The sequence below is a fragment of the Clostridium sp. genome (genome assembly GCF_051656525.1).
Taxonomy (GTDB): Bacteria; Bacillota; Clostridia; order Clostridiales; family Clostridiaceae; genus Clostridium.
In genome coordinates this window covers 1-25,586 of the sequence record NZ_JBOGCC010000352.1, presented here as the reverse complement: position 1 = coordinate 25,586, position 25,586 = coordinate 1, and the positions used below count along the sequence as shown (strand labels likewise).

Sequence of the window (25,586 nt, the reverse complement as noted above, 5' to 3'; positions counted from 1 at the left end):
TTCCGCTACCACTGTCATGCCGAAGTGGCGGAACTGGCAGACGCACAGGACTTAAAATCCTGCGGTGGTTAAACACCGTACCGGTTCGATTCCGGTCTTCGGCACCAATAGATCTAAGATTTATCTTAGATCTATTTTTGCGTTCAAATAAAATTATATGTTATTAGTAAAAAATATGCAAAAAAGTTTTTTATAAAAAATGATTTTATTTTACAAAAAATAGCAAAAAATAAAAGTGTGCATTATGAGTTTAAGAAGATTTAGATGGTATATATATAAATGAAAAAAGAAAATTAGAATAAAAAAAAGAAAATTAAAAGATAATGTAAATCGATTCAGAATAAATGAAACATATAACGACAAGAAAATAACAAGATAGTTGCTATAATTATATTACAAAATATGTAAATAAGGAGTGGGAACTATGCAGTATGGATTAAAACATAAAACAATGCAACAAAAAGAAAAGATTCAAAAGATAAAGGCTAGAAATATAAATATGAGTACTATAATAATGTTGATGGCTATAACTTTTTTGTTGAGTAGAGTCGTTATTTATATGAATAAAGAAGAGGTAGTAGGTTTAGTACCGTTTGGACTAGCGTTTCTAGGAGCAATATTAAAGACTAAAGATGAAAATAAGATGATTTTTGCAAGTATAGGAGGAATTTTAGGATACTTTACGGTGAATAATCAAATAAATAATGCATCAATATACATAATAACTATATTAGGAATTTTTATGTTGTCATATATATTAAGTAGGAGAGAGATTTTTTTAGGAATTAAAAGTGTACTTGGGATTTATTTTATTACTCAATTTATTATTTCTATATTAATAAATAAACAAGACATAAAAACTACATTAATTTTAGGGTGTATATATACAGTAATTATTATTCCTATATATTTTATTATTAAGTATGGATTACAGTGTTTTGAGAATTATAATACTAACTATTGTTTTACTACTGAAGAGTTAATTAGTATAGGAATTGTAGGATGCTTGATAATTGCAGGTATTGGAGATATCAATATACTTAATATAGAAATAAAAGTAGTTGTCTCAGTAATTTTTATTATTTTGATTGCCTATGTAGGTGGTCCGTCAAATGGTGCAGCAATGGGAATAGCTATGGGGCTTATTCTAGGAATATCAAGTGGTAGCATGATAGAAGGAATTGGATTTTATGGAGTTATGGGACTTGTGGCAGGCTTATTCAAGGAGACAGGAAGGATATTTTCTTTTTTATCAGTTGTAGTTATATATGCTATTTTATCTTTATATACTAGTGGAACCATAACAGATGGGATTATAGAAGTTTTATTAGGTGGAGTAATCTTTTTAATAATACCAACTAAGATAATTAAAAAAATTGATAAAGAAGTAAATACAGATGTTAAGATGGAAAATTTTAATTCAGTTCATACAGAGCAGATGAAAGAAGAGTTTTCAAAAAGGGTAGATGGATTAACAGAAGTTTTAGGCAGTGTATCAGAAGTAATTGAAAATTTATCTACAAATGAAGCGTTGTTATATAAAGATAAGAGTGCTGCTATGGTAAATAATTTAGCAGATAGAATTTGTTCAAAATGTAATATGGCTAATAGTTGTTGGGGGAATCAATTTAATGTGACGTATAGTTGCTTTGAAAAAATTATAAGAGGTAGGGAGGATAATTTCAAGTTATTTCCAGCTGAACTTGAAAAGAAGTGTATGAGAAAATATGAGATATTAAATGAGGTTGATCAGCTTGTACTTAGTATGAATGCAGAAGCAATAAATAGGGAAAAGATAGAGGAAGGAAGAAAACTTATAGCAAATCATATGAATATTATGGTTGATAATATAGGGAAGATGCTAGGGGATTTTAAAAAGGATATTGTTGTATATGGAAATTTAGAGCAAGAAATAAGAAAAGAGTTAAATAAAAATTCTATTCAATATAAAGATGTACTAGCTTTTGTTGATAGAGAAGGAAAATCTAAAGTGAAAGTTAATATGACAAATTGCTCAGGATGTAGATATTGCAATAAAAATGTATTACCTATAGTAAGTTCAGTTATGAATAAACCTATGAGTATAGGAAGAAATGGTTGTTCAATAAAAACTAACAATAAAGATTGTACAGTTACGATAACGGAGATTCCTAAGTATAATGTTCAATCTTATGTTGGAATGAAGATTAAAGAAGGAGAGAATCATACTGGAGATACTTATAATTTTGGAACTATAGCAGATGGTAAGTATTTATGTCTTATAAGTGATGGGATGGGATCAGGACCAGAAGCTTCAAAGGAAAGTAAGATGACGGTAGATTTAGTTGAAAAGTTTATTGTTAGTGGATTTGATATTAATACAGCACTTAATGCAGTAAACTCAATAATGACTATGAAGTTTGATGAAGATGAAAAGTTTTCAACATTAGATATGAATAGAATTGACTTATATAAAGGAACTATAGAGTTTGTAAAGGTTGGAGCAACTTCAAGTTTTATAAAAAGAGGTAGTGAAATAATAAAAATATCATCTAATATGCCACCTTTTGGTTTAGTGGATGAAATAGAAGTAGAGAAAATAGAAAAGAAAATTAAAGGTGGAGATATAATAATAACACTAAGTGATGGTGTTTTGGATGTGGATAAGAGTAAAGTTGGGGATACAGAGTGGATAGAAAGTTTTTTATGTAATTCAGGAAATGATCCAAAGGAACTTGCAATTGAGTTAATTGAAGAATCTAAGAGGTTAAATAATGGCTCAATTAATGACGATATGACAGTAATTGTATCTAAAGTTCAAAGGATACATTAAAAAGAAAGATATTTCCTTCTAATAAGGGTTTTGAAGGAAGTATCTTTTTCTATCTTCTTTTATATATAGTGGCAAAAAAATATGCAATGAAAGTAGTAATAGGGTATTATATAAATATCAATTATTATTAGGAAGTGGATAAAAATGAGAGAAAAATTTATAAAACACATAGAAGAGAATGACTTGATAAGAAAAGGGGATAAGGTACTGGTGGCATTATCTGGAGGGCCAGATTCTATTTGTATGTTACATCTTTTATGTAGTATTAGAGAAGAGTATAGTCTAGAAATAGGAGCAGCACATCTTAATCATATGTTAAGAGGTGAGGAGGCTAATAAAGATGAAGAGTATGCTAAAGAGTTTTGTGAAAGTTTAGGTGTAGAGTTTTTTAGTAGAAGAGTAGATATAGAAGGTTATTCAAAAGAACGAGGAGTTTCAACTGAAACTGGTGGAAGAGATGTACGTTATGAACTTTTCACTGATGTAAAGAAAAAATATGGATATACAAAGATTGCAACAGCACACAATGCAAATGACCAAGCAGAGACTATTTTAATGAGAATGATGAGAGGAACGGGACTTGAGGGGCTTTGTGGAATTCCTGTAAAGCGTGATGGAGTATTTATAAGGCCGATACTTTGTATGGAACGTAATAAAATAGAAGAATATTGTGAGAAATTTGATTTAAAGCCAAGAATAGATAAGACAAATTTAGAAACTGTATATACAAGAAATAAAATAAGATTAAAGATACTTCCTTATATGAAAGAAAATTTTAATAATGATGTTGTAATGGCTATAAATAGAATGACACATATATTATATGAAGATAACAAATTTATAACAGATTATGCAAAAGAGAAATTTAAACTATTTTGTGTGAAAGAAAATGGAGATATAAAAATAAAAAAGGAATTATTTAATGAAAGTAGATCAGTTTTAACTAGAGTTATAAGAAAAGCATTAGTTAAAGTTTCAAAAAGCACATATGATTTCGAAATGAAGCATATAGAAGAAGTAATAAAACTAAATTATTTAGGAACAAATAAAAAAGTAGATTTACCAAATGGAATATATGCAGAGAATATTTATGGTGAAATATATATTAAAAAGAGAGAAGAAAAGAAAGTGGTAGAGAAGAAAAAGATATGTGTTTTGAAGGAAGAAGTAGAGAAAAGAAGTCAGTTTGGAGACTATGAATTTAATTTTGAAGTGTTAAAGAATCAAAAAAATTTAAAAATTACCAATAATGACTTAATTAAATATTTTGATTATGATAAAATTAACAAGTGCATTATTATAAGAAATAGAGAAAATGGAGATAAAATGGTTCCGTTTGGAATGAAGGGAACTAAGAAATTAAAAGATATTTTTATAGATATGAAAATACAAAAAGAGAAAAGAGATGAGTTACCAGTAATAGTTTTTGATGATAATATAGCATGGGTAGTAGGTGTTAGATTATCTGATATATATAAAGTTACAAAAGAAACTGAAAATATATTGAAAATAAGTTACAAAAGGAAGGGATAGAAAATGATGATGGACCATATTAAAGAAGTATTATTTAGTGAAGAGGACTTAAGACTTAAGTGTAAAGAACTTGGAGAAAAAATAAGTAATGACTATGAAGGAAAAAATTTAATAGTAGTAGGTGTTTTAAAAGGTTCTGTATTATTTACATCTGATTTGATAAAAAATATTACAATACCTTGCGAAATAGATTTTATGGCAGTATCAAGTTATGGGAATTCAACAGAATCTTCAGGAGTGGTTAGAATTTTAAAAGATTTAGATCATGGAATAGAGGGAAAAGATGTATTAATAGTAGAGGATATAGTTGATACAGGACATACTCTTTCATATTTAAAAAAATATTTAAGCACAAGAGGAGCTAACAGTGTGAAAATAGTAACATTATTAGATAAACCAGAGCGAAGAACAGCAGAAATTGATGTAGACTATATAGGATTTGAAGTGCCAAATGCATTTATTGTAGGATATGGAATAGACTATGCAGAAAAATATAGAAATTTACCTTTTGTAGGAATTCTTAAAGAAGAAGTATATTCAAAAAAATAGAATAGAATTAAGGAAAGGGGAGGCTTGAATGAGAAAATATTCAAGTGCAGCAGTGTGGGCAATTTTAATTGTTGTTATTGTAGCAGCTGCTGTGTTAGTATGGGAAACAGGAAATAAGCCGCAATTGGTCCCGTATAGTTCATTTCAACAGATGTGGGATGGAAATAATGTAAAGAGTCTTTACGTACATGATGATGGAATGACTATTGATGGTGTGCAAAATGATGATAAAAAATTTATAACATATGCACCACAGCAAATGCTGTCAGATTTAATGGTAAGTTCACCAAAACCAACTATTAAGGTTGAATTTGAACCACCATCAAATACAGGTGCATGGATCGCAATTATACCAAGCATAATAACAGTGGTTTTAATTTTAATAGTATTATTTGTAATAACGCAACAGTCTCATGGAAATAATAATGGCGGAAATAAAGGTGTAATGAATTTTGGAAAAAGTAAGGCAAAGATTGCAACGCCAGAATCTAAAACAGTCACCTTTAAAGATGTAGCGGGTGCAGATGAAGAGAAGCAAGAACTTGCAGAAATAGTAGATTTTTTGAAGGAACCAACAGTTTATACTGAGATGGGAGCAAGGATACCTAAGGGGGTACTGTTAGTAGGACCTCCGGGAACAGGAAAAACTCTTCTTGCAAAAGCAATTGCAGGAGAAGCAGGAGTACCATTTTTTAGTATATCAGGTTCTGATTTTGTTGAGATGTTTGTGGGAGTAGGAGCTTCAAGAGTAAGAGACCTTTTTTCAGAAGCTAAGAAAAATGCACCTTGCATAGTGTTTATTGATGAAATAGATGCTGTTGGAAGACAAAGAGGAGCAGGACTTGGTGGTGGTCATGATGAAAGGGAACAAACATTAAATCAACTTTTAGTTGAAATGGATGGGTTTGGTCAAAATGAAGGAATTATTATGATAGCTGCAACTAATAGACGAGATATACTAGATCCAGCGCTTTTAAGACCTGGAAGATTTGATAGACAGATACTTGTAGGAGCACCTGATATAAAAGGTAGAGAAGAAATTCTTAAAGTTCATACAAGAAAAAAACCATTAGGACAAGATGTTGATTTAAAAGTACTAGCAAAGAGAACACCAGGATTTGCAGGAGCAGATTTAGAAAATCTAACTAATGAAGCAGCACTTTTGGCTGTTAGAGATGGTAAAAAAGAAATATCAATGTCTAATATGGAAGAAGCTATAACAAAAGTGATGGCAGGACCAGAAAAGAAAAGTAGAGTTATTAGTGAAAAAGATAGAAAGCTTACAGCATATCATGAAGCAGGGCATGCTGTTGTAATGAGAGCATTAGAATTTTCAGATCCAGTTCATGAAATAAGTATAATTCCTAGAGGAATGGCTGGTGGGTATACTATGCATTTACCAGATGAGGATAGATCATATACATCAAAATTAAGACTTAAAGATGATATGGTTGGACTTTTGGGTGGTAGAGTAGCTGAAAGTTTAATACTTGGGGATATAAGTACAGGTGCTAAAAATGATATTGATAGAACTAGTGCTATTGCTAGAGCTATGGTTATGGAATATGGAATGAGTGAAAAACTTGGGACTATATCTTATGGTTCAGAACCAAATGAAGTATTCTTAGGAAGAGATTTGGGAAAGAATAGAAATTTCTCTGAAGAAATTGGTGCTGAAATAGATAGGGAAGTTAAAGGTTTAGTAGATGAAGCTTATATTAGAGCGGAAGATATACTAAGAGCTAATATTGGGAAATTGCATGCAGTTGCAAAAGCTTTATTAGAAAAAGAAAAAATTGATGGAGATGAATTTGAAAGAATTTGTCAGGATATATAGTAGATACCCTTAGGTTTAACCTAAGGGTGTTATTTTTGGATGTACGAACTATTATTTACAATAAGAGGAAAATATTCGAAAAATGTGTTTAAAATACAAAAATGAGATGTTATAATAAGTTAAAAGTAATGGAAAATCAAGAAAAAGGTGAACGATGAAAGAGAGGGGTTTTAAAATGAAAAGTGATATTCAAATAGCTCAAGAAGCAAAAATGGAACATATTTTAAAGATAGCAGAAAAGTTAGGGTTATCAGAAGATGATATAGAGATGTATGGAAAAAATAAATGTAAAATTTCCTTGGAGGTTTTAGATAAGAATAAAGATAAAAAAGATGGGAAATTGGTTTTAGTGACTGCAATAAATCCAACGCCAGCTGGTGAAGGAAAGTCTACTGTTACAGTAGGACTTGGTCAAGCTTTGTGTAAGATTGGAAAAAACTCAAGTATTGCACTTAGAGAGCCTTCATTAGGACCTGTATTTGGAGTTAAAGGAGGCGCAGCAGGTGGAGGATACGCACAAGTTGTTCCTATGGATGATATAAATTTACATTTTACTGGAGATATGCATGCTATTACATCGGCAAATAATTTATTATGTGCAGCTATAGATAATCACATACATCAAGGAAATGAACTTAGAATTGATTCAAGAAGAATAACCTTTAAAAGGGTTATCGATATGAATGATAGAGCGCTTAGAGAAGTTGTAGTAGGTATGGGTGGAAAGATGAATGGATTCTTAAGAGAAGATGGATTCATGATTACAGTTGCATCAGAAATAATGGCAATACTTTGTTTAGCAACTAGTCTAGAGGATTTAAAAGAGCGAATGGGAAATATAGTTATTGGATATAACTTAGATGGAGAACCTGTATATGCAAAGGAAATTGGTGTAGTAGGTGCTATGGCAATGCTGATGAAGGATGCTATAATGCCAAATTTAGTGCAAACTTTAGAAAATACACCAGCTATAATACATGGAGGTCCTTTTGCAAATATTGCACATGGATGTAATTCAATAATAGGAACAAAAATGGCACTTAAATTAAGTGATATTGTAGTTACAGAAGCAGGGTTTGGAGCAGATTTAGGAGCAGAAAAATTCTTAAATATAAAATGTAGATATGGAAATCTTAAGCCAGATTGTATAGTTCTTGTTGCAACAATAAGAGCATTAAAACATCATGGTGGGGTTTCTAAAGAAAAACTTAATATTGAAGATGTTGAAGCATTGGGTAAGGGAATAGAAAATTTAGAGAAACAGATAGAAAATGCAAAGAAATTTAGTGTTCCAGTAGTTGTGGCAATAAATAAATTTGTATCAGATACAGAAGCAGAAGTAAATTTCATAAAAAATTTCTGTGAAGAAAAAGGAATTGAAGTTGCACTTTCAGATGTATGGGCTAAAGGTGGCGAAGGTGGAATAGAATTAGCAAATAAAGTAGTAGATATTTTAGAAAATGAGAAGTCAAATTTTAAAGTTTTATATGATGAACAGGACACTATAAAAAATAAAATATTAAAAATAGCAAATGAAATTTATGGAGCAGATGGTGTGAACTATGATGTAGCTGCTCTTAGACAAATAGCAGAACTTGAAAAGTTTGGTTTAGATAAACTTCCAGTATGTATGGCAAAAACTCAATATTCTTTATCAGATAATCCAAGTCTTTTAGGAAGACCAACAAATTTTGATATAACAGTTAAAGAGGTAAGAGTATCAAATGGGGCTGGTTTTATAGTTGTACTTACAGGAAATGTAATGACTATGCCAGGATTGCCAAAAGTTCCAGCTGCAAATAATATGGATATATTAAAAAACGGTGAAATTATAGGACTATTTTAAAAACTGTTAAAGCCTTGACAAATGGGTGGGAATTGTTAAAATTAATATTGTTAAAAACAAGTGATTTTATCCAAATAAAAGCAGCTAAAAAAAGCTGCTTTTAATTATATTAAGGTGGTGCTTTTATGATTTTGCTTGTGGATGTTGGGAATACTAATATCGTCTTAGGCGTACATGATAAAAATGAATATATAGCTGGATGGAGGATATCAACTGATTCTAAAAAAACATCAGATGAGTATGGTATTCAAGTATCACAGTTATTTAATCAATTTGGATTAAAAATGAGTGAAGTTGAAGGAATAATTGTTTCATCAGTTGTACCTAATATTATGCACTCTTTAGAAAATATGATTAAGAAATGTTTTAAAAAGGAACCTATTATAGTAGGGCCTGGAATAAAGACAGGAGTAAACATTAAGTATGATAATCCAAAAGAAGTTGGTGCAGATAGAATAGTAAATGCTGTAGCAGCTTTTGAAATATATAAGAAACCAAATATCGTTATAGACTTTGGAACAGCAACGACTTTTTGTGGAATAACTGAAAAAGGGGATTACTTAGGTGGGTGTATTGTTCCGGGGATAAAAATATCAGCAGATGCACTTTTTGAAAGGGCTGCAAAATTGCCTAGAATAGAATTAGAAGTGCCAGATAGTATTATTTGTAGAAATACTACTAAAAGTATGCAAGCAGGTATTTTATTTGGATATATAGGGCAGGTTGAATATATAGTAAAGAAAATAAAAGAAGAAATGAAAGGTAAGTGCAGTGAAGAACCTATAGTTATTGGAACTGGTGGTTTAGCTAATCTTATAGCAAATGAAACGGATGTAATAGATATAGTAAATGGTGATTTAACTCTAGAGGGCTTAAGAATAATTTATAATAAGAACAAGGAGTAAGTTAAAATGAAGATAGGAAACATTGAGTTTTCAAATAATGTATTTTTAGCACCTATGGCAGGAGTTACAGATATATCATTTAGAGGACTTTGTAAAGAGCAAGGGTGTGGATTAGTATGTACTGAAATGGTTAGTGCTAAAGCATTATACTATGGAAGTGAAAATACAAAAACATTACTTAGAATTGCGGAAGAAGAAAGACCGGTAGCTGTCCAAATGTTTGGAAGTGATCCAGATATAATGGCAAAAGTTGTAGAAGAACATTTTAATAATATGGATGAAGTTTGTATAATAGACATAAACATGGGGTGTCCAGCACCTAAAATTATTAAAAATGGTGATGGTTCAGCACTTCTTAAAAATCCAGAACTTGCAGCAGAAATAGTAAGAAAAGTTAAGGCTGTATCAATAAAACCTGTAACAGTAAAGTTTAGAAAAGGGTTTGATGATGAGCATATTAATGCAGTTGAGTTTGCTAAGGCTATGGAAGAGGCAGGAGCAGATGCGATTGCGGTACATGGAAGAACAACGAAACAGATGTACGAAGGAAAAGCCGATTGGGATATTATAAGAAAAGTAAAGGAAAGTGTTTCTATTCCAGTTATAGGGAATGGAGATGTATTTACTCCAGAAGATGCTATAAAGATGAAGGAGTTAACAAATTGTGATGGAATTTTGATTGCTAGAGGAAGTATGGGAAATCCATGGATATTTAAACAAGTTCAAAAAGCTTTAAATGGCGAAGAAGTAGAAGAAGTTTCAATGGATGAAAAAATTGATATGTGCATAAGACATTACGAATTAGCATTAAAATATGATGGTGAAAGAAAAGCAGTTCGTGAAATGAGAAAGCATGCATCGTGGTATATTAAAGGCTTACCAAACTGTACAGAAATTAGAAATGAGATAAATAGATTAGAAGATAGTTCGGAAGTTATTAAAAGACTTTTAGAATACAAAGAGGAAATAAAAAACATTAAAATAAGATAATGGAATATATTCTAAATATGAACTAATGATTAAAAATACAAGTTTTTTTATGAAAAGGTATTATTATATAAAAACTGGTTATATAATAAATAGTAGATATGGACGTATATAAAGCAAAATTGACATATTATATAGGTAGATTTATAATATTTAAAAATGTTCATGTAAAATTCGTAAAAAAATTAAAATAAATTTTAAAATAAATTAAGATAGCTGAAGGGGAATTAGATATGAGTGAAAAGAAATTTATAATGACATATGAAGGTGTACAAAAATTAGAGGCAGAATTAGAATATCTAAAGACTGTAAAAAGAAAAGAAATAACAGAAAAGATAAAAGTAGCTTTAGGTTATGGAGATTTAAGTGAAAACTCTGAGTATGATGAAGCAAAGAACGATCAAGCATTTACAGAAGGAAGAATACTTCAACTAGAAAATATGTTAAAGAATGCTGAGGTTGTAGATGAATCTGACCTTCCTTCAGATATAGTAGCAGTAGGGTCAAAGGTTAGAGTGAAGGATTATGATTTTGATGAAGAAGTTGAATATACAATAGTAGGTTCAGCAGAAGCAGATCCAATGAAATTTAAAATATCAAATGAATCACCAGTTGGGGCAGGACTTTTAGGTAAAAGAGTTGGCGATGTAGTAGAAATAACTATTCCTGATGGAGTGAGTAAATTTGAAGTTTTAGAAATAAAAAGATAGATGGAGGGAATATCTATGTCAACAGAAGAAATGAATGTACAAGAACTAGAGGCACAATATAGTGAACAAGAGGCTCTAAGAAGAGAAAAGCTAGTTGAACTTCAAGAGCAAGGAAAAGATCCATTTGATGTATACAAAGTAAACAGAACACATACATCAAAAGAAGTTATAGACAACTTTGAGGAGTTAGAAGGAAAGACGGTAACAGTAGCAGGAAGAATAATGTCGAAGAGAGGACAAGGAAAAGTTATATTCTCAGACATCCATGATAAAGATGGAAAAATCCAATTATTTATTAAAGTAGATGTAGTTGGAGAAGAAACACTAAATGCATATAAAACATATGATTTAGGTGACTTCGTAGCTGTAACAGGTGAAGTTTTCAAAACTAAAGTTGGAGAGGTTTCGATAAAAGCTACTGAAATTGAATTAACTTGTAAATCATTAAAACCATTACCAGAAAAATTCCATGGATTAAAAGATCCAGATTTAAGATATAGACAAAGAGAAGTGGATATAATAACAAATCCAGAAGTTAAAGAAACATTTATAAAAAGATCTAAAATAATACAAGGGATGAGAGAGTTCTTAGATAATAGAGGATTCTTAGAGGTAGATACTCCAATTCTTGGTATGATAGCAGGTGGAGCAGCTGCAAGACCATTTATAACACATCACAATACTTTTGATATGGATATGTATCTAAGAATTGCACCAGAGTTATACTTAAAAAGATTAATAGTTGCAGGATTTGAAAAAGTTTATGAAATTGGTAAAAACTTCAGAAATGAAGGGGTTTCAGTAAGACATAATCCTGAATTTACAGCAATAGAGTTATATGAAGCTTATTCAGACTACAATGACATGATGGAAATAACAGAAAACATGGTTGCATATGTATGTGAAAAAGTAAATGGAACAACTAAAGTTATGTACGAAGGAACTGAAATAGACTTTACACCACCTTGGAGAAGATTAACGATGGTGGATGCTGTTAAAGAATATGCAGGAATTGACTTTAACGAAGTAAAAACAAATGAAGAAGCTAGAAAAATAGCTAAAGAAAAGAATTTAGAATTCCCTAAACCACTTGATAAAGTATCAAGAGGAGAAGTTTTAAATATGTTATTTGAAGAATATGGTGAAGAAAATTTAATTCAACCAACATTCTTAATAGACTATCCAGTAGAAATCTCACCTTTAACTAAAAAGAAAAGAGGGGAAGAGGAGTTTACAGAAAGATTCGAAGGATTCGCATTCGGTAGAGAATTATGTAATGCTTACTCAGAACTTAATGATCCAATAGTTCAAAGAGAAAGATTTGAGCAACAAGCTAAATCAAGAGAAGATGGAGATGATGAAGCATATATGTTAGATGAAGAATTCATGAGTGCTTTAGAAACAGGAATGCCTCCAACTGGTGGTTTAGGAATAGGTATAGATAGATTAATTATGTTCTTAACTGGTGCATCATCAATTAGAGACGTAATTTTATTCCCAACAATGAAACCATTAAATAGACAATAATATAGATAGAGAAGAACACTTGAGAGAGTGTTCTTTTTTTATGTATAAAACATAAAAAGGAAAAGTTTTTGAGGAAGCTGTAATAAAAAATAGAATAAAGAATAGAATGAAGTGTAGGGAAATAAGACTTGTTTAAAAATTTTTAACAAAAATAAAAATAAAAATATAAAAAAGGGGTTGCATTTTCTGAAGAATTCTATATAATAATTAGTGTACTAAATATTCCGCGATAGCTCAATGGTGGAGCACTCGGCTGTTAACCGATAGGCTGGAGGTTCGAGTCCTCTTCGCGGAGCCACTTTTTCAAAAAAATTATTTAGTGCAAGATAAAGATATAATATTCCGCGATAGCTCAATGGTGGAGCACTCGGCTGTTAACCGATAGGCTGGAGGTTCGAGTCCTCTTCGCGGAGCCATTTCTTTTTAAAAAACACATATAATATTCCGCGATAGCTCAATGGTGGAGCACTCGGCTGTTAACCGATAGGCTGGAGGTTCGAGTCCTCTTCGCGGAGCCAATTGAACTTTAGGTAGTGAGAAATCACTACTTTTTTATTTTTAATTTAATATACATTTGAGTATAAATGAGGCTAAAAGCTTCATTTTTTTTGTTATAAAAATTTATTTAAAAAAATCATAATATAGTAAAATATAGATAAAATAATAAATGAGAAGGAAAATAATGGATAGTGCAGAAGAAATTTTGGAATGATAGTAGGTATAATATTAGCTTATAAGGGGAAAAGTTTAATTAAGGTAGCTATAGGAAGTGTAGCATTTATATATTTAATAAATAGTTTTAAAAAAGATAAAGGGGGAGAAGGTTATGAAAAAGAAATTAGTATGTGCATTAATTGCAATAGGGATATTTAGTATGGTTGGGTGTTCGGAGGAAGAAGATAAAGGTAATGAAGCTAATGCGAAGCCTCAAGTAGAGGAACAGATAGAAACAGATAGTGCTAAGAATGAAGATGAGAAAGATAAAGGAGAAGCAAATGAAAATAAAGAAGATGCAGAAAAAGTAGATACAGAAAAAGTAGATACAGAAAAAAATAATATTGATAAAGTTGATAAAGAAAACGTAGAAGAAACAAATGCAAAAATCTCAAAAGGAGAATTTGCAATTTATATAGGAAATGAAAATATAGATGGTGTTAAAGTTGGAACAACTATAAAAACAGAAAATTTAACAATAGAAGAAAATATGAAAAAAATAGCTGATGAAATAGCTAAAAAGAATTTTGAAGGCTGTTCAATTGAATTATCTAAAATAAAAGAAGAAGGAAATAAGAAGATTGTAACAGTAAATTTAAAAGATGGAACAAAAAAATGGGAAAGAGATTACCTTCAAGGTTCAACAGGAGCATTTATAACTGAGGAAATTCTTATAAATAGTTTATTACAACCAGATAATAAGGTAGAGTGGATAGATACAATAAAGTTCACTATAAATGGTAAGAATGTTGGAGAGTTAAATCATGCACCTCGTATAGGGCAAGTAGTTAATAGAATTAAATAAATTTTAACAAGATACCTAGTAAGAGGAAAACTTTTACTAGGTTTATTTGAGTTATAAGAATTGAATATTGACATCTAGAATTCTTTTGGTAAAATTAATATATAATTGGATATGTATGAAGATAAAAGAAAAGTAGCTTTAGAAAATTTTTAGAGAGATGATGTTTGGTGAGAATCATTAATTTAATAAAGTGAAGGGAACTTTTTAGTACATTTTTAAAAGATGGGCTTTAGCCAAGAAGGGTGGAACCGCGGAGAAATTCGTCCCTTTATGCGCTTAGGGCTTTTTTTATTGTATTTAAATAATTGATATATATTTAAGGAGGAAAGATTATGGCAGTTGAAAAAACTATGGATAAGATAGTTGCACTTTGTAAAGGAAGAGGATTTATATTCCCGGGTTCAGACATATATGGTGGACTTGCAAACTCATGGGATTATGGTCCTTTAGGAGTTGAATTTAAAAATAATGTTAAAAAAGCTTGGTGGAGAAAGTTTGTTCAAGAAAGTCCTTATAATGTAGGGGTTGATTGTGCAATCCTAATGAATAAAGAGGTTTGGGTAGCATCAGGACATTTAGGTGGATTTTCAGATCCGTTAATGGATTGTAAAGACTGTAATTCAAGATTTAGAGCTGATAAATTAGTTGAAGATGATATGACTAAAAATGGAGTAGAAGTTGCTTCAGCAGATGGTATGTCAAATGAGCAATTAAAAGCATATATTGAAGAGCATAACATAGTTTGTCCTAAGTGTGGAAAAATGAACTATACAGATATAAGACAATTTAATTTAATGTTTAAAACATTTCAAGGGGTAACAGAGGATGCTAAAAATGAAATATATTTAAGACCAGAAACAGCACAAGGTATATTTGTAAACTTCAAATCAGTTCAAAGAAGTACTAGAAAGAAAGTTCCATTTGGAATAGCACAGATAGGTAAATCATTTAGAAATGAAATTACACCAGGAAACTTTACTTTCAGAACAAGAGAATTTGAACAAATGGAACTTGAATTCTTCTGTAAACCAGGAACAGATTTAGAATGGTTTGAATATTGGAGAGCGTACTGCTGGAAATTTTTATTAAACTTAGGAGTAACAGAAGCTAATTTAAGATTAAGAGACCATGGTGAAGAAGAATTATCATTCTACTCAAATGCAACATCTGATATAGAATATTTATTTCCATTTGGATGGGGAGAGTTATGGGGAATAGCAGATAGAACTGACTATGACCTTAAGAAACATGCTGAACATTCAGGCCAAGATATGACGTATATGGATCCAACAACTAATGAAAAGTATGTACCATACTGTATTGAGCCATCACTTGGAGCTGATAGAGTTGCACTAGCTTTCTTAGTAGATGCATATGATGAAGAAGATTTAACTAAAGATGGTAAAGAAGATTCAAGAATAGTAATGCATTTACATCCAGCTTTAGCACCATATAAAGCTGCTATATTACCATTATCAAAGAAACTTTCAGAAAAAGCTTTAGAAGTATATGCTGATTTAGCTAAAAAGTTCAATATTGAATATGATGAAGCTGGAAGTATTGGTAAAAGATATAGAAGACAAGATGAGATTGGAACACCATTCTGTATAACTGTTGACTTTGAAACAGAAACTGATGGAGCTGTAACAATTAGAAATAGAGATACAATGGAACAAGAAAGAGTTAAAATAGAAAATTTAGTAGCTTATATTGAAAAAAGCCTAGAGTTTTAATAAAATAGCAGTCTATGTTATATAGGCTGCTATATTTAAAATATAACAATAGTATTATATTTTAAATATAGCAAAATCTTAAATACAATTATTACCGTGTATAAAATACTGAAAATAATTAATTTGAATGTTATAATTAGAAATAAATGGGACAAAATTAAAATAGGCTCATATTGTATATGTTAAAAAGAGTTAGTGTGGAGGATTTAACATGAAAAAGGATTTCAATGAATTTAAAGAATTTATAAAGAATAAAAAGGTTGGTGTAGTAGGAATTGGTGTAAGCAATATTCCACTTATCAAATTTTTAATAGAGTTAGGTGCTGATGTAACTGGTTTTGATATGAGAGATGAAAAAGCTCTAGGAGAAACGGCTATAGAATTAAAAAATAAAGGTGCTAAATTAGTTTTAGGAGAAGGATATTTAGACAGTTTAACAGGATTTGAGGTAGTTTTTAAAACACCATCAATGAGAATTGATAGTGAAGCTTTAGTAAGAGCAAAAAATGAGGGTGCATACATAACATCTGAAATGGAAGAATTCGTTAGATATTGTAAAGGGAAAATATTTGCAGTAACAGGAAGTGATGGAAAAACAACAACTACTACTATGATATCTAAACTTTTAATAGAAGAAGGATATAAAACATGGGTAGGTGGGAATATAGGAACACCTTTATTTTCTCAAATAGAAGAAGTTAAGAAAGAAGATATGGTTGTATTAGAATTATCAAGTTTCCAACTTATGACTATGGATTTACCAGTAGAAGTTGCAATTTGTACTAATTTAGCGCCAAATCATTTAGATATGCATAAGGATATGCAAGAGTATATAGATGCTAAGAAAAATATATTCTTATATGGTGAAGAAAGTGGGATAGTTATTTTAAATAGAGAAAATGAAATAACACATTCATTTATAAGTGAAGTAAAAGGTAAAGTTTTAGAATTTAGTTCAAAAAGAGTATTAGAAGATGGTGCATATTATAAAGAAGGAATGCTATATCTTTTAGGAAAAGAAGTAGTTAAAAAAGATAATATAATTCTTAAAGGAATGCATAATGTTGAAAATTATTTAGCTGCGTTTTTAGCGTGTAAAGATGATGTGAAAATAGAAAATATGAAAAAGGTTGCTGAAACTTTTACTGGAGTAGAGCACAGATGTGAATTAGTTAGGGAACTTGATGGAGTAAGATATTATAATGATTCAATAGCATCAAGTCCAACAAGAACTTTAGCAGGGTTACATGCCTTTGATAAAAAGGTTATATTAATAGCAGGTGGATATGACAAGAATTTAGAATTTGAACCACTAGCTGAAGAAGGATATAAATATATTAAAGAATTAATCCTTATGGGAGCAACTAAAGATAAAATAAAAAAGGTATTTAAGAAATTAGAAGAAGAAAAGGGTATAATAGTACCAATTAAAGAAGTGAATAGTTTAGATGAGGCTGTTAAGATTTCAAAAGAGATAGCCGTTAAAGGGGATATAGTTACATTATCACCAGCATGTGCATCTTTTGATATGTTTCCAAACTTTGCAGCAAGAGGAAATAAATTTAAAGAAATAGTTTTAAAATTGTAGGGCAAAAGAGGATTCTAGATAGAATCCTCTTTTAAATTTATAATAATGCAAATGTTAATCAAAAAGGTTTAAAATGAATTTTTAGAAAATTTAAGAATTCAAATTTTACGTTTATGAACTTAAAAAAGTAAATGAAAAGTAAATGAAAGATTAATAATTAGTAGTAAAGAGATATTTTTCAAAAAATTAATTACATATGTAACGTAAAAAGTTAATATTGAAATAAAAAATTCATAAAAAAAATAAAAAAATGAATATATGCATTAAAAAAAAATAAAAATACAATTTTTAAAATGAAAATTAATAATTTGAAATTTTAATAATTAAGTTAAAGTTAAGAAAAATAAAAAAGTAAATAAAAAATAAACGATAATATTATAGCAATAAAGGGAAATAGTGCTAATTAAGTGCGAAAAAATATAGAAAAAAGTCTAAAATTTAAATTGAATTTATTAATGTTAATATGTGAATAAAAAAAGTATAATGTTATATAATTTGGAACAATACACTTTAGGGGTATATTTAGAAAAATAGCAGATTATAATTAAGTCTATAATTATATGTAGTTAGGAGGATGTTTATTGTGAGAATTACTATGCGTGAACAAGAAAAGCTTATGATAGTTGTTGCAGCAGAAGTTGCGAGAAGAAGAATGAAAAAAGGGCTTAAATTAAATTATCCAGAATCTGTAGCACTAATAACAGATGAAATTATGGAAGGTGCTAGAGAGGGTAGAAGTGTTTCTGACTTAATGGAAGCTGGAAGACATATATTATCTAGAGAGCAAGTTATGACTGGAATCCCAGAAATGCTACATACAGTACAAGTTGAAGTAACGTTCCCAGATGGAACAAAATTAGTGACAGTACATGATCCTATTCAATAAAAGTTAAGGAGGTAGAAATAATGATACCAGGAGAAATAATTTTCGGTGAAGGAAATATAAAGTATAACGAAGGAAAAGAAGCTATAAAGATAACTGTTATAAATGAAGCAGATAGACCAGTTCAAGTTGGATCACATTTTCATTTTTATGAAGTTAATAGTGGATTAAAATTTGATAGAGAAAAAGCTTATGGAAAAAGACTAGATATTCCAGCTGGAACGGCAGTGAGATTTGAACCAGGTGATGAGAAAGAAATTCCATTAATTGATATTGCTGGGCTAAGAGAAGTTTATGGATTAAATAACGAAGTAGACGGATGTTTAGATGAAAGGGGAGGAAAGTAATGAGTTTTGAATTAGACAGAAAGCGTTACGCAGATTTATTTGGACCAACTAAAGGGGATAAAATAAGACTTGCAGATACAGAGTTATTTTTAGAAATTGAAGATGATTTAACAGTTTATGGTGATGAGTCAAAGTTTGGTGGAGGAAAATCTTTAAGAGACGGAATGGGACAAAATCCTATTGAAACTAGAGATAATCCTAAAGTAGTGGATTTGATAATAACAGGTGTAACTATTCTTGATTATACAGGAATATATAAAGCTGATATTGGAATTAGAGATGGGAAGATAGCAGCAATAGGTAAAGGTGGAAATCCACTAGGAATGGACAATGTTGACTTTATAGTTGGAGCTAGTACAGAAGCTTTAGCAGGAGAAGGGTTAATTGTAACTGCTGGAGGAATAGATACACATGTTCATTTTATCAGTCCAGATTTTGTAACTGTAGCATTAGAAGGTGGGATTACTACAGTTGTAGGTGGAGGAACAGGACCTAATGATGGTTCAAATGCAACAACATGTACTCCTGGTGCTTGGAACATTCAAAAGATATTACAATCAATCGAAGGACTTCCAATAAATGTTGGAGTTTTAGGAAAAGGTTGTGGAGCAAATGTTGAAGTTAATGGGGAGCAAATTGAAGCTGGAGCTTGTGGCTTAAAAGTTCACGAAGACTGGGGAGCAACAAAATCATCAATAGATTACTCTCTTAGAGCAGCAGATAAATATGATGTTCAGGTATCAATACATACAGATACATTAAATGAAGCTGGATTTGTTGAGCATACTATAGATGCTATAGATGGAAGAGTTATTCATACTTTCCATACAGAAGGTGCAGGAGGTGGACATGCTCCTGATATATTAAAAATGGCGCAATTTCCAAATGTATTACCTGCCTCAACTAATCCAACTAAGCCATACACAAAAAATACTATAGCAGAACACTTAGATATGTTAATGGTTTGTCACCACTTAGATTCTAAAGTTCCTGAAGACGTAGCATTTGCAGATTCAAGAATTAGAAAACAAACTATTGCAGCTGAAGATGTACTTCATGATTTAGGTGTATTTAGTATGATGAGTTCAGATACAATGGCTATGGGAAGAATTGGTGAAGTTATAACTAGAACTTGGCAAACAGCTAGTAAAATGAAAGTTCAAAGAGGAATAATGGAAGGCGATAAAGAAAATTCTGATAATAACAGAATTAAAAGATATGTTGCTAAATATACTATAAATCCAGCTATAGCTCAAGGTATATCGGACTATGTAGGCTCAATTGAAGTTGGTAAGGTTGCTGACTTAGTTATCTATGAACCGGCATTCTTTGGAGTTAAACCTAAGTTAGTTATAAAAGGTGGAATGATAAATAGATCAATTATGGGAGAAGCAAATGCTTCTATACCCACTTGTCAGCCAGAAATTCCAAGAGCTATGTTTGGTTCATATGGTAAGGCGTTAACAAGTACTTGTATAACATTCGTTTCACAATATGCTTATGAGCATGGAGTAAAAGAAAAATTAGGATTAAATAGAGAAGTTCTACCAGTTCATGGAATAAGAAACTTAACTAAGAAAGATATGAAATTTAATGGAGAAATGCCAAAGCTTGAAGTAGATCCACAAACTTATGAGGTAACAGTTGATGGGGTTCTAGCTACTTGTGAACCAGCAGAAGAATTACCATTAACACAAAGATACTTCTTATTCTAGTTAAGTTATAAAGGAGAATTCAAATGATTTTTGAAAAGATATTAGGAAATATTGAAGATGTTAAAGTAGATGGATGTCATATAGAGAGAATTTACTTAAACAATGAAGAGATGCTTAAAAGAATAATTAGAGTTGAATCAGACCATGGAAATGAATATGGAATATCTCTTAAAGATGGTGAGAAACTTAAAGATGGTGATATCTTAGCTAATGATGGACATAATGTAGTAGTTGTAAAATTCAATGTAGAAGATGTTTTAGTAATTAGTCCTAAAGATATGACTGAAATGGGAAAAGTAGCTCATGAAATAGGAAATAAACATTTACCGGCTCAATTTATAGATGGCAAAATGATAATTCAATATGATTATGTAGTTGAAGAAAATTTAAAGCATATGGGATTAGATTTTATAAGAGAAAAATTAGAATTAAAAGAGGCGTTTAGACATGTCGATTTCATGCACAGACATTAATAATAATTTAAAAGTACTAAAGATAATGCAACTTTGTGATTCAAACTTTCCAGTAGGATCATTTAATCATTCATATGGAATGGAGACATATCTTAGAGATGATAGAATTAAAGATACAGAAAGTTTTAGATATTGGTTACAGGCATTTTTTAGGAATCAATTTATATATAGCGATGGTTTAGCAATAAGATTTTTATATGGATTTTTAGATAATAAAGATACGGAGAAAATTTTAGATTTAGATAGAAAGATAACTGTTCAATGTATGGCGTATGAAACTAGAAATGGAAATAAGTTAGTTGCAAAAAGAATGTTAAAGTTATTTTTAGATTTATATGAGTCAGAGAGACTTGAAAAGTATAGTGAAATGATATCTAAAAAAGAAGCATTTGGACATCCAGCCATAGTATTTGGAATACTTATGTATGAGATGAATATAGGATATGAGGAGGCTATACAATATTATATGTATAGCACAGCCTCAACTTTAATACAAAATGCAGTTAGAACAATACCACTTGGGCAAAAAGATGGACAACTTTTACTTAAAGAGTCATCAGAAAGCTTTATGGAACTTACAAAAATAATTAAAACATTAGATGAAGATATGTTTGGTGCAAATGTTCCAGGAATAGAACTTGCACAAATTCAACATGAAACTTTAATATTTAGATTATTTATGTCATAAAAAAGAAAGGTGGAGATTATAATGAAACCAGTAATTATAGGTGTTGGTGGACCAGTTGGAAGTGGAAAAACACTTTTAATTGAGAGATTAACTAGAAGAATGAATGAAAAATATAAATGTGCTGTAATAACAAATGATATCTACACAAAAGAAGATGCTAAATTTATGGTTAGAAATTCAATATTACCAGAAGATAGAGTAATTGGTGTTGAAACTGGTGGATGTCCACATACAGCAATTAGAGAAGATGCATCAATGAACTTTGCAGCAATTGATGAATTGAAAAGTAGATTTGATGATTTAGAAATCATATTCTTAGAAAGTGGTGGAGATAATTTAGCTGCTACATTTAGTCCAGATTTAGTAGATTTTTCAATTTATATAATTGATGTTGCTCAAGGAGAAAAAATTCCAAGAAAAGCAGGTCAAGGAATGGTTAAAAGTGATTTATTCATAATAAATAAAATAGATTTAGCACCTTATGTTGGAGCAGATTTAGATGTTATGAAATCAGATACATTACACTTTAGAAAAGAAAATACGTTTATGTTTACTAACTTAAAAACTGATGAAGGTATAAATTCAGTTATTGATTGGATAAAGAAAAATTGTCTATTAGAAGGAATGTAATTTTATGAAATCAATAGTTAGAGAAAAAGACAATAAAAACCTATATGATGCGTATATAGATTTAGTTTTAGCTAGAAGTGGAGAAAAGACTATAAGTACAACAAGAGCTTTTGATGGTGTTATGAGAGTTTCACCAACACTTCACTTAGATAGAGAGGCTATAGCTACATACTTTTTAGTTCAAATAGGTGGGGGTTATGTTGAAGGAGAACAGTTTTTCAATAACATAGAAGTGTTAGAGAATGCCAGAGCCATAGTTACAACCCAAGCATCTACTAAGGTGTATAAATGTGAAAATAAGCGAGAAACTTACCAAAAAACTAATATTACATTAGAAAAAAATAGTGTTTTAGAATATATAACAGATCCTGTTATTCTTTACAGAAGCGCTAGATACAAACAAGAGAACAATATTTACATGGATGAAAATTCCACACTTATATATACAGATGGAATAACATCAGGTTGGTCTCCAGATGGTAAGAAATTTCAATATGATAGTGCAAGACTTAAGACTAATTTATACTTCAACAATAAATTGGTGTTATTAGATAATCTTGTGATAGAGCCTACAAAATATAATGTGAATAATATAGGATATTTAGAAGGATATTTAAATTTTGGAACATTACTAGTTATTGATAAGAAGGTAGATGAGAAGTTCATTGAGAATCTTAGAAAAGAACTAGAAGATGTAGATTTAGATGTTAGCTTTGGAATATCTGTATTGGAAGTGAATGGGTTTGTACTTAGAGTTGTTGGAAACTTAACTCAACATATTGAAAAGGTGATGAGTATTTGTCATGACTATGTGAGAAAAGAGGTATTAAACTCAATTCCATTAGTTTTAAGAAAATATTAGTCTATGCTTATTTTAGGTATAATTAAACCTGTATTTAGATAGAGGTTATTTAGTTATGGGGGAGAAGGGAATCTGAGGAAAGATGGGATATACATACAATTAAATAGAAGAAAGGATTGATTAAATGTTTCACGGTATAATACAGGGAAATGAAGCCTTTATGGTAATTTCTACGTTATTAGTATTTATAATGACTCCAGGATTAGCATTTTTCTATGGAGGACTAGTTGAAAAGAAAAACTCACTTACAATGATGTTCCAAGTGTTTATAGCAATTGGAGTTGTAGGATTATTATGGATATTTGGAGGGTTTAGTTTAGTTTTCGGTAAAGATATTCACGGAATTATAGGGAATCCACTACAATATTTTGGATTCCACAATATAACATTTAGTGTTAATTCAACGTATGGATCAACAGTACCATTCTTATTATTCTTTATGTATCAGTTAATGTTCGCAATTATAACATTACCATTAATGACTGGTGCTATGGCAAATAGAATAAGAATTGGTGGATGGATAATGTTCCTAGTAGTATGGATGATATTAGTATACTTCCCAGTGGCTCACTGGATATGGGGAGGAGGATTCCTAGAAAAAATGGGATTCGTAGACTTCGCAGGAGGAACTGTTATTCATGCAACAGCAGGATTCTCTGGACTAGCAGCCATATTAGTGCTTGGAAAGAGAAAAGATAAATCGTCAAAGGGACCATTTAACTTAGGATTAGTAGCAATTGGTTCGGCATTATTATTATTTGGATGGTTTGGATTTAACTCAGGTGGAGTTTTACAAGCTAATGGATTAGCTTCTATTGCATTCACTAACACTGGAGTTGCAGCAATAGCAGCTATGATAGTATGGACAATAATAGTTTATATTGAAAAGAAAAGATTCTCATTCGTAGAATTATTTGTTGGAGCAGTAGCAGGACTTGCAACAATAACTCCAGCAGCTGGATATGTAACACCAACGGCAGCTCTTATAATTGGAGCAATTGCAGCAATATTCTGTTTCGGATGCGTACAATTCGCTAAAAAAATGAAATGGGATGATGCTCTAGATGTTTGGGGAACTCATGGAATGGGTGGAGTTTTAGGAACACTTTGTATAGGTATATTTGCAAGTGGAATGGTTAATGGTGTCCATGCAGGTGGACATCAGTTCTTAGTTCAACTTTTCGGAGTAGTACTTGTATCAATATACGCTTTTGTTGTGAGTTTAATAGTAATGAAAATATTAGACAAGTTATTTAAAATAAGAACAACAGAAGAAGAACAAAAAATGGGATTAGATAAAGCTTTACTTCATGAAAGTTATAGTATAGATGAATAATTCTTTATAATAAAATCTCCTATCAGATACATTATGTATCTGATAGGAGATTTTTTGTTTATTTTTGATTAATTGCCTACGAAAATTTGTTATTTAATATAATTATAAGAGGTCTGGTAGTGAAATTTATTGAAGTTTTTATTAAAAGGAGGGACTTATAAGAATATATAGTACTTAAGCTATCGATATAATAGTTTAAATAGATAAGTCTTGTCAGAGAGCATTTAAATATAGTATCAATTGAAGAAGGCTATTATAGGCCTTTTTATAGGGAGATATATTAATGTAAGCTACATGGAATAAAGACAAGCTTATATTATAATAGTTATAAATTTGCCTAAAACTTTAAATTGAGCTAGAAGTAAGTATTATCTAGCCACATAGTTAGGAATTTCTTTAAAGGTAAGTAGACTTTTTTTAAAGAAAATCAAACATTTAAAATAGAATTCTATTTGCTATTTTTAAAAAGTTTTAGATATTTGATTAATTACCTATGTAAATTAGCTACTTTAGTAGTAGAAGATTTAGATTAACATAGAGTAAATAATATATTAGATAGTAAAAGAAGGAGCAAAGTTTTTTGAGAGATATAAAGATATAGATAAGAAATAAGATTAAATTTGATTTTAAGTAATATTTTACAAGATGAAATAAAAACAACATCTCCTAGTGTATCATACTATAAAAAAGAAAGAAAAAAGAAGAAAAAAAGAGAAAAAACTAAATAAAATTATAAAACTAGAAGAAATAAAATAAGTAAGACATAAAAAACATGTTAATATAATAAACGTCCTAGAGAGTTAGGGCATACACGAAGAACTTCTTCAAAAAACATTTTTAAAAAAGTGTTGACAAAGAATTCTTCAAATGATATTATAAGAAAGTCGCAAAGAGCGGCAAACAAGATCTTTGAAAATTGAACAGATTTAATATATAAACAAACTTAAACCAGCAATTCTTTTATTAGTAAGTTTTATGAGCAATTTAAGATTAAACTTTTTATTGAGAGTTTGATCCTGGCTCAGGACGAACGCTGGCGGCGTGCCTAACACATGCAAGTCGAGCGATGAAGTTTTCTTCGGAAAACGGATTAGCGGCGGACGGGT

21 protein-coding genes, 4 tRNA genes and 1 rRNA gene are annotated in these 25,586 nt (G+C 30.3%); all 26 read left to right on the top strand.

Features of this window, described 5'->3' with window-relative positions:
• Window positions 1-18: 18 nt before the first annotated feature.
• Window positions 19-107, top strand: a tRNA-Leu gene (locus tag ACRDDY_RS17345).
• Window positions 108-424: 317 nt separating this feature from the next.
• Complete coding sequence (spoIIE, locus tag ACRDDY_RS17340; protein WP_438566181.1) at window positions 425-2,812, top strand: stage II sporulation protein E; 2,388 nt, start codon at window positions 425-427, stop codon at window positions 2,810-2,812.
• A gap of 144 nt (window positions 2,813-2,956) precedes the next feature.
• Entirely contained in the window at window positions 2,957-4,345 is a 1,389-nt protein-coding gene (gene tilS, locus ACRDDY_RS17335) for a tRNA lysidine(34) synthetase TilS (RefSeq protein WP_438566180.1), read from the top strand.
• Window positions 4,346-4,351: 6 nt separating this feature from the next.
• Window positions 4,352-4,894 (top strand): hypoxanthine phosphoribosyltransferase, encoded by a 543-nt coding sequence (gene hpt / locus ACRDDY_RS17330; RefSeq protein ID WP_438566182.1) that lies wholly within the window; start codon window positions 4,352-4,354, stop codon window positions 4,892-4,894.
• Between the two features lie 28 nt (window positions 4,895-4,922).
• Complete coding sequence (gene ftsH / locus ACRDDY_RS17325) at window positions 4,923-6,731, top strand: ATP-dependent zinc metalloprotease FtsH (protein WP_438566179.1); 1,809 nt, start codon at window positions 4,923-4,925, stop codon at window positions 6,729-6,731.
• Between the two features lie 175 nt (window positions 6,732-6,906).
• Entirely contained in the window at window positions 6,907-8,577 is a 1,671-nt protein-coding gene (locus ACRDDY_RS17320) for a formate--tetrahydrofolate ligase (RefSeq protein ID WP_438566178.1), read from the top strand.
• 125 nt (window positions 8,578-8,702) lie between these two features.
• Window positions 8,703-9,482 (top strand): type III pantothenate kinase, encoded by a 780-nt coding sequence (locus ACRDDY_RS17315; RefSeq protein ID WP_438566177.1) that lies wholly within the window; start codon window positions 8,703-8,705, stop codon window positions 9,480-9,482.
• 6 nt (window positions 9,483-9,488) lie between these two features.
• Window positions 9,489-10,472, top strand: coding sequence for a tRNA dihydrouridine synthase DusB (gene dusB / locus ACRDDY_RS17310; protein WP_438566176.1), 984 nt, complete (start codon window positions 9,489-9,491; stop codon window positions 10,470-10,472).
• Between the two features lie 230 nt (window positions 10,473-10,702).
• Window positions 10,703-11,179: a transcription elongation factor GreA gene (gene greA, locus ACRDDY_RS17305; RefSeq protein WP_438566175.1), complete on the top strand. Its 477-nt coding sequence runs from the start codon at window positions 10,703-10,705 to the stop codon at window positions 11,177-11,179.
• 15 nt (window positions 11,180-11,194) lie between these two features.
• Window positions 11,195-12,706: a lysine--tRNA ligase gene (lysS, locus tag ACRDDY_RS17300; RefSeq protein ID WP_438566174.1), complete on the top strand. Its 1,512-nt coding sequence runs from the start codon at window positions 11,195-11,197 to the stop codon at window positions 12,704-12,706.
• Window positions 12,707-12,929: 223 nt separating this feature from the next.
• Window positions 12,930-13,004, top strand: a tRNA-Asn gene (locus ACRDDY_RS17295).
• A 43-nt stretch (window positions 13,005-13,047) separates the two neighbouring features.
• A tRNA-Asn gene (locus tag ACRDDY_RS17290) sits at window positions 13,048-13,122 on the top strand.
• 27 nt (window positions 13,123-13,149) lie between these two features.
• A tRNA-Asn gene (locus tag ACRDDY_RS17285) sits at window positions 13,150-13,224 on the top strand.
• 190 nt (window positions 13,225-13,414) lie between these two features.
• The gene (locus ACRDDY_RS17280; protein ID WP_438566173.1) at window positions 13,415-13,579 is read left to right on the top strand and encodes a hypothetical protein; all 165 of its coding nucleotides are present in this window, start codon (window positions 13,415-13,417) and stop codon (window positions 13,577-13,579) included.
• Entirely contained in the window at window positions 13,533-14,225 is a 693-nt protein-coding gene (locus tag ACRDDY_RS17275) for a hypothetical protein (protein ID WP_438566172.1), read from the top strand. The genes ACRDDY_RS17280 and ACRDDY_RS17275 overlap by 47 nt, the downstream gene beginning before the upstream one ends.
• Window positions 14,226-14,557: 332 nt before the next feature.
• Window positions 14,558-15,958, top strand: a complete 1,401-nt coding sequence (locus ACRDDY_RS17270) for a glycine--tRNA ligase (protein ID WP_438566171.1) — start codon at window positions 14,558-14,560, stop codon at window positions 15,956-15,958.
• A gap of 211 nt (window positions 15,959-16,169) precedes the next feature.
• The gene (murD, locus tag ACRDDY_RS17265) at window positions 16,170-17,546 is read left to right on the top strand and encodes a UDP-N-acetylmuramoyl-L-alanine--D-glutamate ligase (protein ID WP_438566170.1); all 1,377 of its coding nucleotides are present in this window, start codon (window positions 16,170-16,172) and stop codon (window positions 17,544-17,546) included.
• 583 nt (window positions 17,547-18,129) lie between these two features.
• Window positions 18,130-18,432 carry an urease subunit gamma gene (locus ACRDDY_RS17260; RefSeq protein WP_438566169.1) on the top strand — a complete coding sequence of 101 codons (303 nt, stop codon included), beginning with the start codon at window positions 18,130-18,132 and terminating at the stop codon, window positions 18,430-18,432.
• A 20-nt stretch (window positions 18,433-18,452) separates the two neighbouring features.
• Window positions 18,453-18,776 carry an urease subunit beta gene (locus ACRDDY_RS17255; protein WP_438566168.1) on the top strand — a complete coding sequence of 108 codons (324 nt, stop codon included), beginning with the start codon at window positions 18,453-18,455 and terminating at the stop codon, window positions 18,774-18,776.
• The gene (gene ureC, locus ACRDDY_RS17250) at window positions 18,776-20,491 is read left to right on the top strand and encodes an urease subunit alpha (RefSeq protein ID WP_438566167.1); all 1,716 of its coding nucleotides are present in this window, start codon (window positions 18,776-18,778) and stop codon (window positions 20,489-20,491) included. Before ACRDDY_RS17255 ends, ureC begins: the two co-directional genes overlap by 1 nt.
• A 23-nt stretch (window positions 20,492-20,514) precedes the next feature.
• Window positions 20,515-20,964: an urease accessory protein UreE gene (locus tag ACRDDY_RS17245; RefSeq protein ID WP_438566166.1), complete on the top strand. Its 450-nt coding sequence runs from the start codon at window positions 20,515-20,517 to the stop codon at window positions 20,962-20,964.
• A complete protein-coding gene (locus ACRDDY_RS17240) occupies window positions 20,939-21,652 on the top strand; it encodes an urease accessory protein UreF (protein WP_438566165.1) in 714 nt (237 codons plus the stop codon). The genes ACRDDY_RS17245 and ACRDDY_RS17240 overlap by 26 nt, the downstream gene beginning before the upstream one ends.
• Before the next feature lie 21 nt (window positions 21,653-21,673).
• Window positions 21,674-22,282, top strand: a complete 609-nt coding sequence (ureG, locus tag ACRDDY_RS17235) for an urease accessory protein UreG (RefSeq protein ID WP_438566164.1) — start codon at window positions 21,674-21,676, stop codon at window positions 22,280-22,282.
• A 4-nt stretch (window positions 22,283-22,286) separates the two neighbouring features.
• The gene (locus ACRDDY_RS17230) at window positions 22,287-23,144 is read left to right on the top strand and encodes an urease accessory protein UreD (RefSeq protein ID WP_438566163.1); all 858 of its coding nucleotides are present in this window, start codon (window positions 22,287-22,289) and stop codon (window positions 23,142-23,144) included.
• Between the two features lie 124 nt (window positions 23,145-23,268).
• Complete coding sequence (locus tag ACRDDY_RS17225; protein WP_438566162.1) at window positions 23,269-24,480, top strand: ammonium transporter; 1,212 nt, start codon at window positions 23,269-23,271, stop codon at window positions 24,478-24,480.
• A 998-nt stretch (window positions 24,481-25,478) separates the two neighbouring features.
• Window positions 25,479-25,586, top strand: a 16S ribosomal RNA gene (locus ACRDDY_RS17220); the annotation flags it as partial.

What these genes read in the sequence shown, in the direction of transcription:
- dusB (WP_438566176.1), top strand. Translation starts at nt 9,489, where the DNA reads ATGAAGATAGGAAACATTGAGTTTTCAAATAATGTATTTTTAGCACCT.
- lysS (WP_438566174.1), top strand. Translation starts at nt 11,195, where the DNA reads ATGTCAACAGAAGAAATGAATGTACAAGAACTAGAGGCACAATATAGT.
- murD (WP_438566170.1), top strand. Translation starts at nt 16,170, where the DNA reads ATGAAAAAGGATTTCAATGAATTTAAAGAATTTATAAAGAATAAAAAG.
- ACRDDY_RS17225 (WP_438566162.1), top strand. Translation starts at nt 23,269, where the DNA reads ATGTTTCACGGTATAATACAGGGAAATGAAGCCTTTATGGTAATTTCT.
- ACRDDY_RS17270 (WP_438566171.1), top strand. Translation starts at nt 14,558, where the DNA reads ATGGCAGTTGAAAAAACTATGGATAAGATAGTTGCACTTTGTAAAGGA.
- ACRDDY_RS17320 (WP_438566178.1), top strand. Translation starts at nt 6,907, where the DNA reads ATGAAAAGTGATATTCAAATAGCTCAAGAAGCAAAAATGGAACATATT.
- greA (WP_438566175.1), top strand. Translation starts at nt 10,703, where the DNA reads ATGAGTGAAAAGAAATTTATAATGACATATGAAGGTGTACAAAAATTA.
- ureG (WP_438566164.1), top strand. Translation starts at nt 21,674, where the DNA reads ATGAAACCAGTAATTATAGGTGTTGGTGGACCAGTTGGAAGTGGAAAA.
- tilS (WP_438566180.1), top strand. Translation starts at nt 2,957, where the DNA reads ATGAGAGAAAAATTTATAAAACACATAGAAGAGAATGACTTGATAAGA.
- spoIIE (WP_438566181.1), top strand. Translation starts at nt 425, where the DNA reads ATGCAGTATGGATTAAAACATAAAACAATGCAACAAAAAGAAAAGATT.
- hpt (WP_438566182.1), top strand. Translation starts at nt 4,352, where the DNA reads ATGATGGACCATATTAAAGAAGTATTATTTAGTGAAGAGGACTTAAGA.
- ureC (WP_438566167.1), top strand. Translation starts at nt 18,776, where the DNA reads ATGAGTTTTGAATTAGACAGAAAGCGTTACGCAGATTTATTTGGACCA.
- ACRDDY_RS17315 (WP_438566177.1), top strand. Translation starts at nt 8,703, where the DNA reads ATGATTTTGCTTGTGGATGTTGGGAATACTAATATCGTCTTAGGCGTA.
- ACRDDY_RS17245 (WP_438566166.1), top strand. Translation starts at nt 20,515, where the DNA reads ATGATTTTTGAAAAGATATTAGGAAATATTGAAGATGTTAAAGTAGAT.
- ACRDDY_RS17230 (WP_438566163.1), top strand. Translation starts at nt 22,287, where the DNA reads ATGAAATCAATAGTTAGAGAAAAAGACAATAAAAACCTATATGATGCG.
- ACRDDY_RS17240 (WP_438566165.1), top strand. Translation starts at nt 20,939, where the DNA reads ATGTCGATTTCATGCACAGACATTAATAATAATTTAAAAGTACTAAAG.
- ACRDDY_RS17275 (WP_438566172.1), top strand. Translation starts at nt 13,533, where the DNA reads ATGAAAAAGAAATTAGTATGTGCATTAATTGCAATAGGGATATTTAGT.
- ACRDDY_RS17280 (WP_438566173.1), top strand. Translation starts at nt 13,415, where the DNA reads ATGATAGTAGGTATAATATTAGCTTATAAGGGGAAAAGTTTAATTAAG.
- ftsH (WP_438566179.1), top strand. Translation starts at nt 4,923, where the DNA reads ATGAGAAAATATTCAAGTGCAGCAGTGTGGGCAATTTTAATTGTTGTT.
- ACRDDY_RS17255 (WP_438566168.1), top strand. Translation starts at nt 18,453, where the DNA reads ATGATACCAGGAGAAATAATTTTCGGTGAAGGAAATATAAAGTATAAC.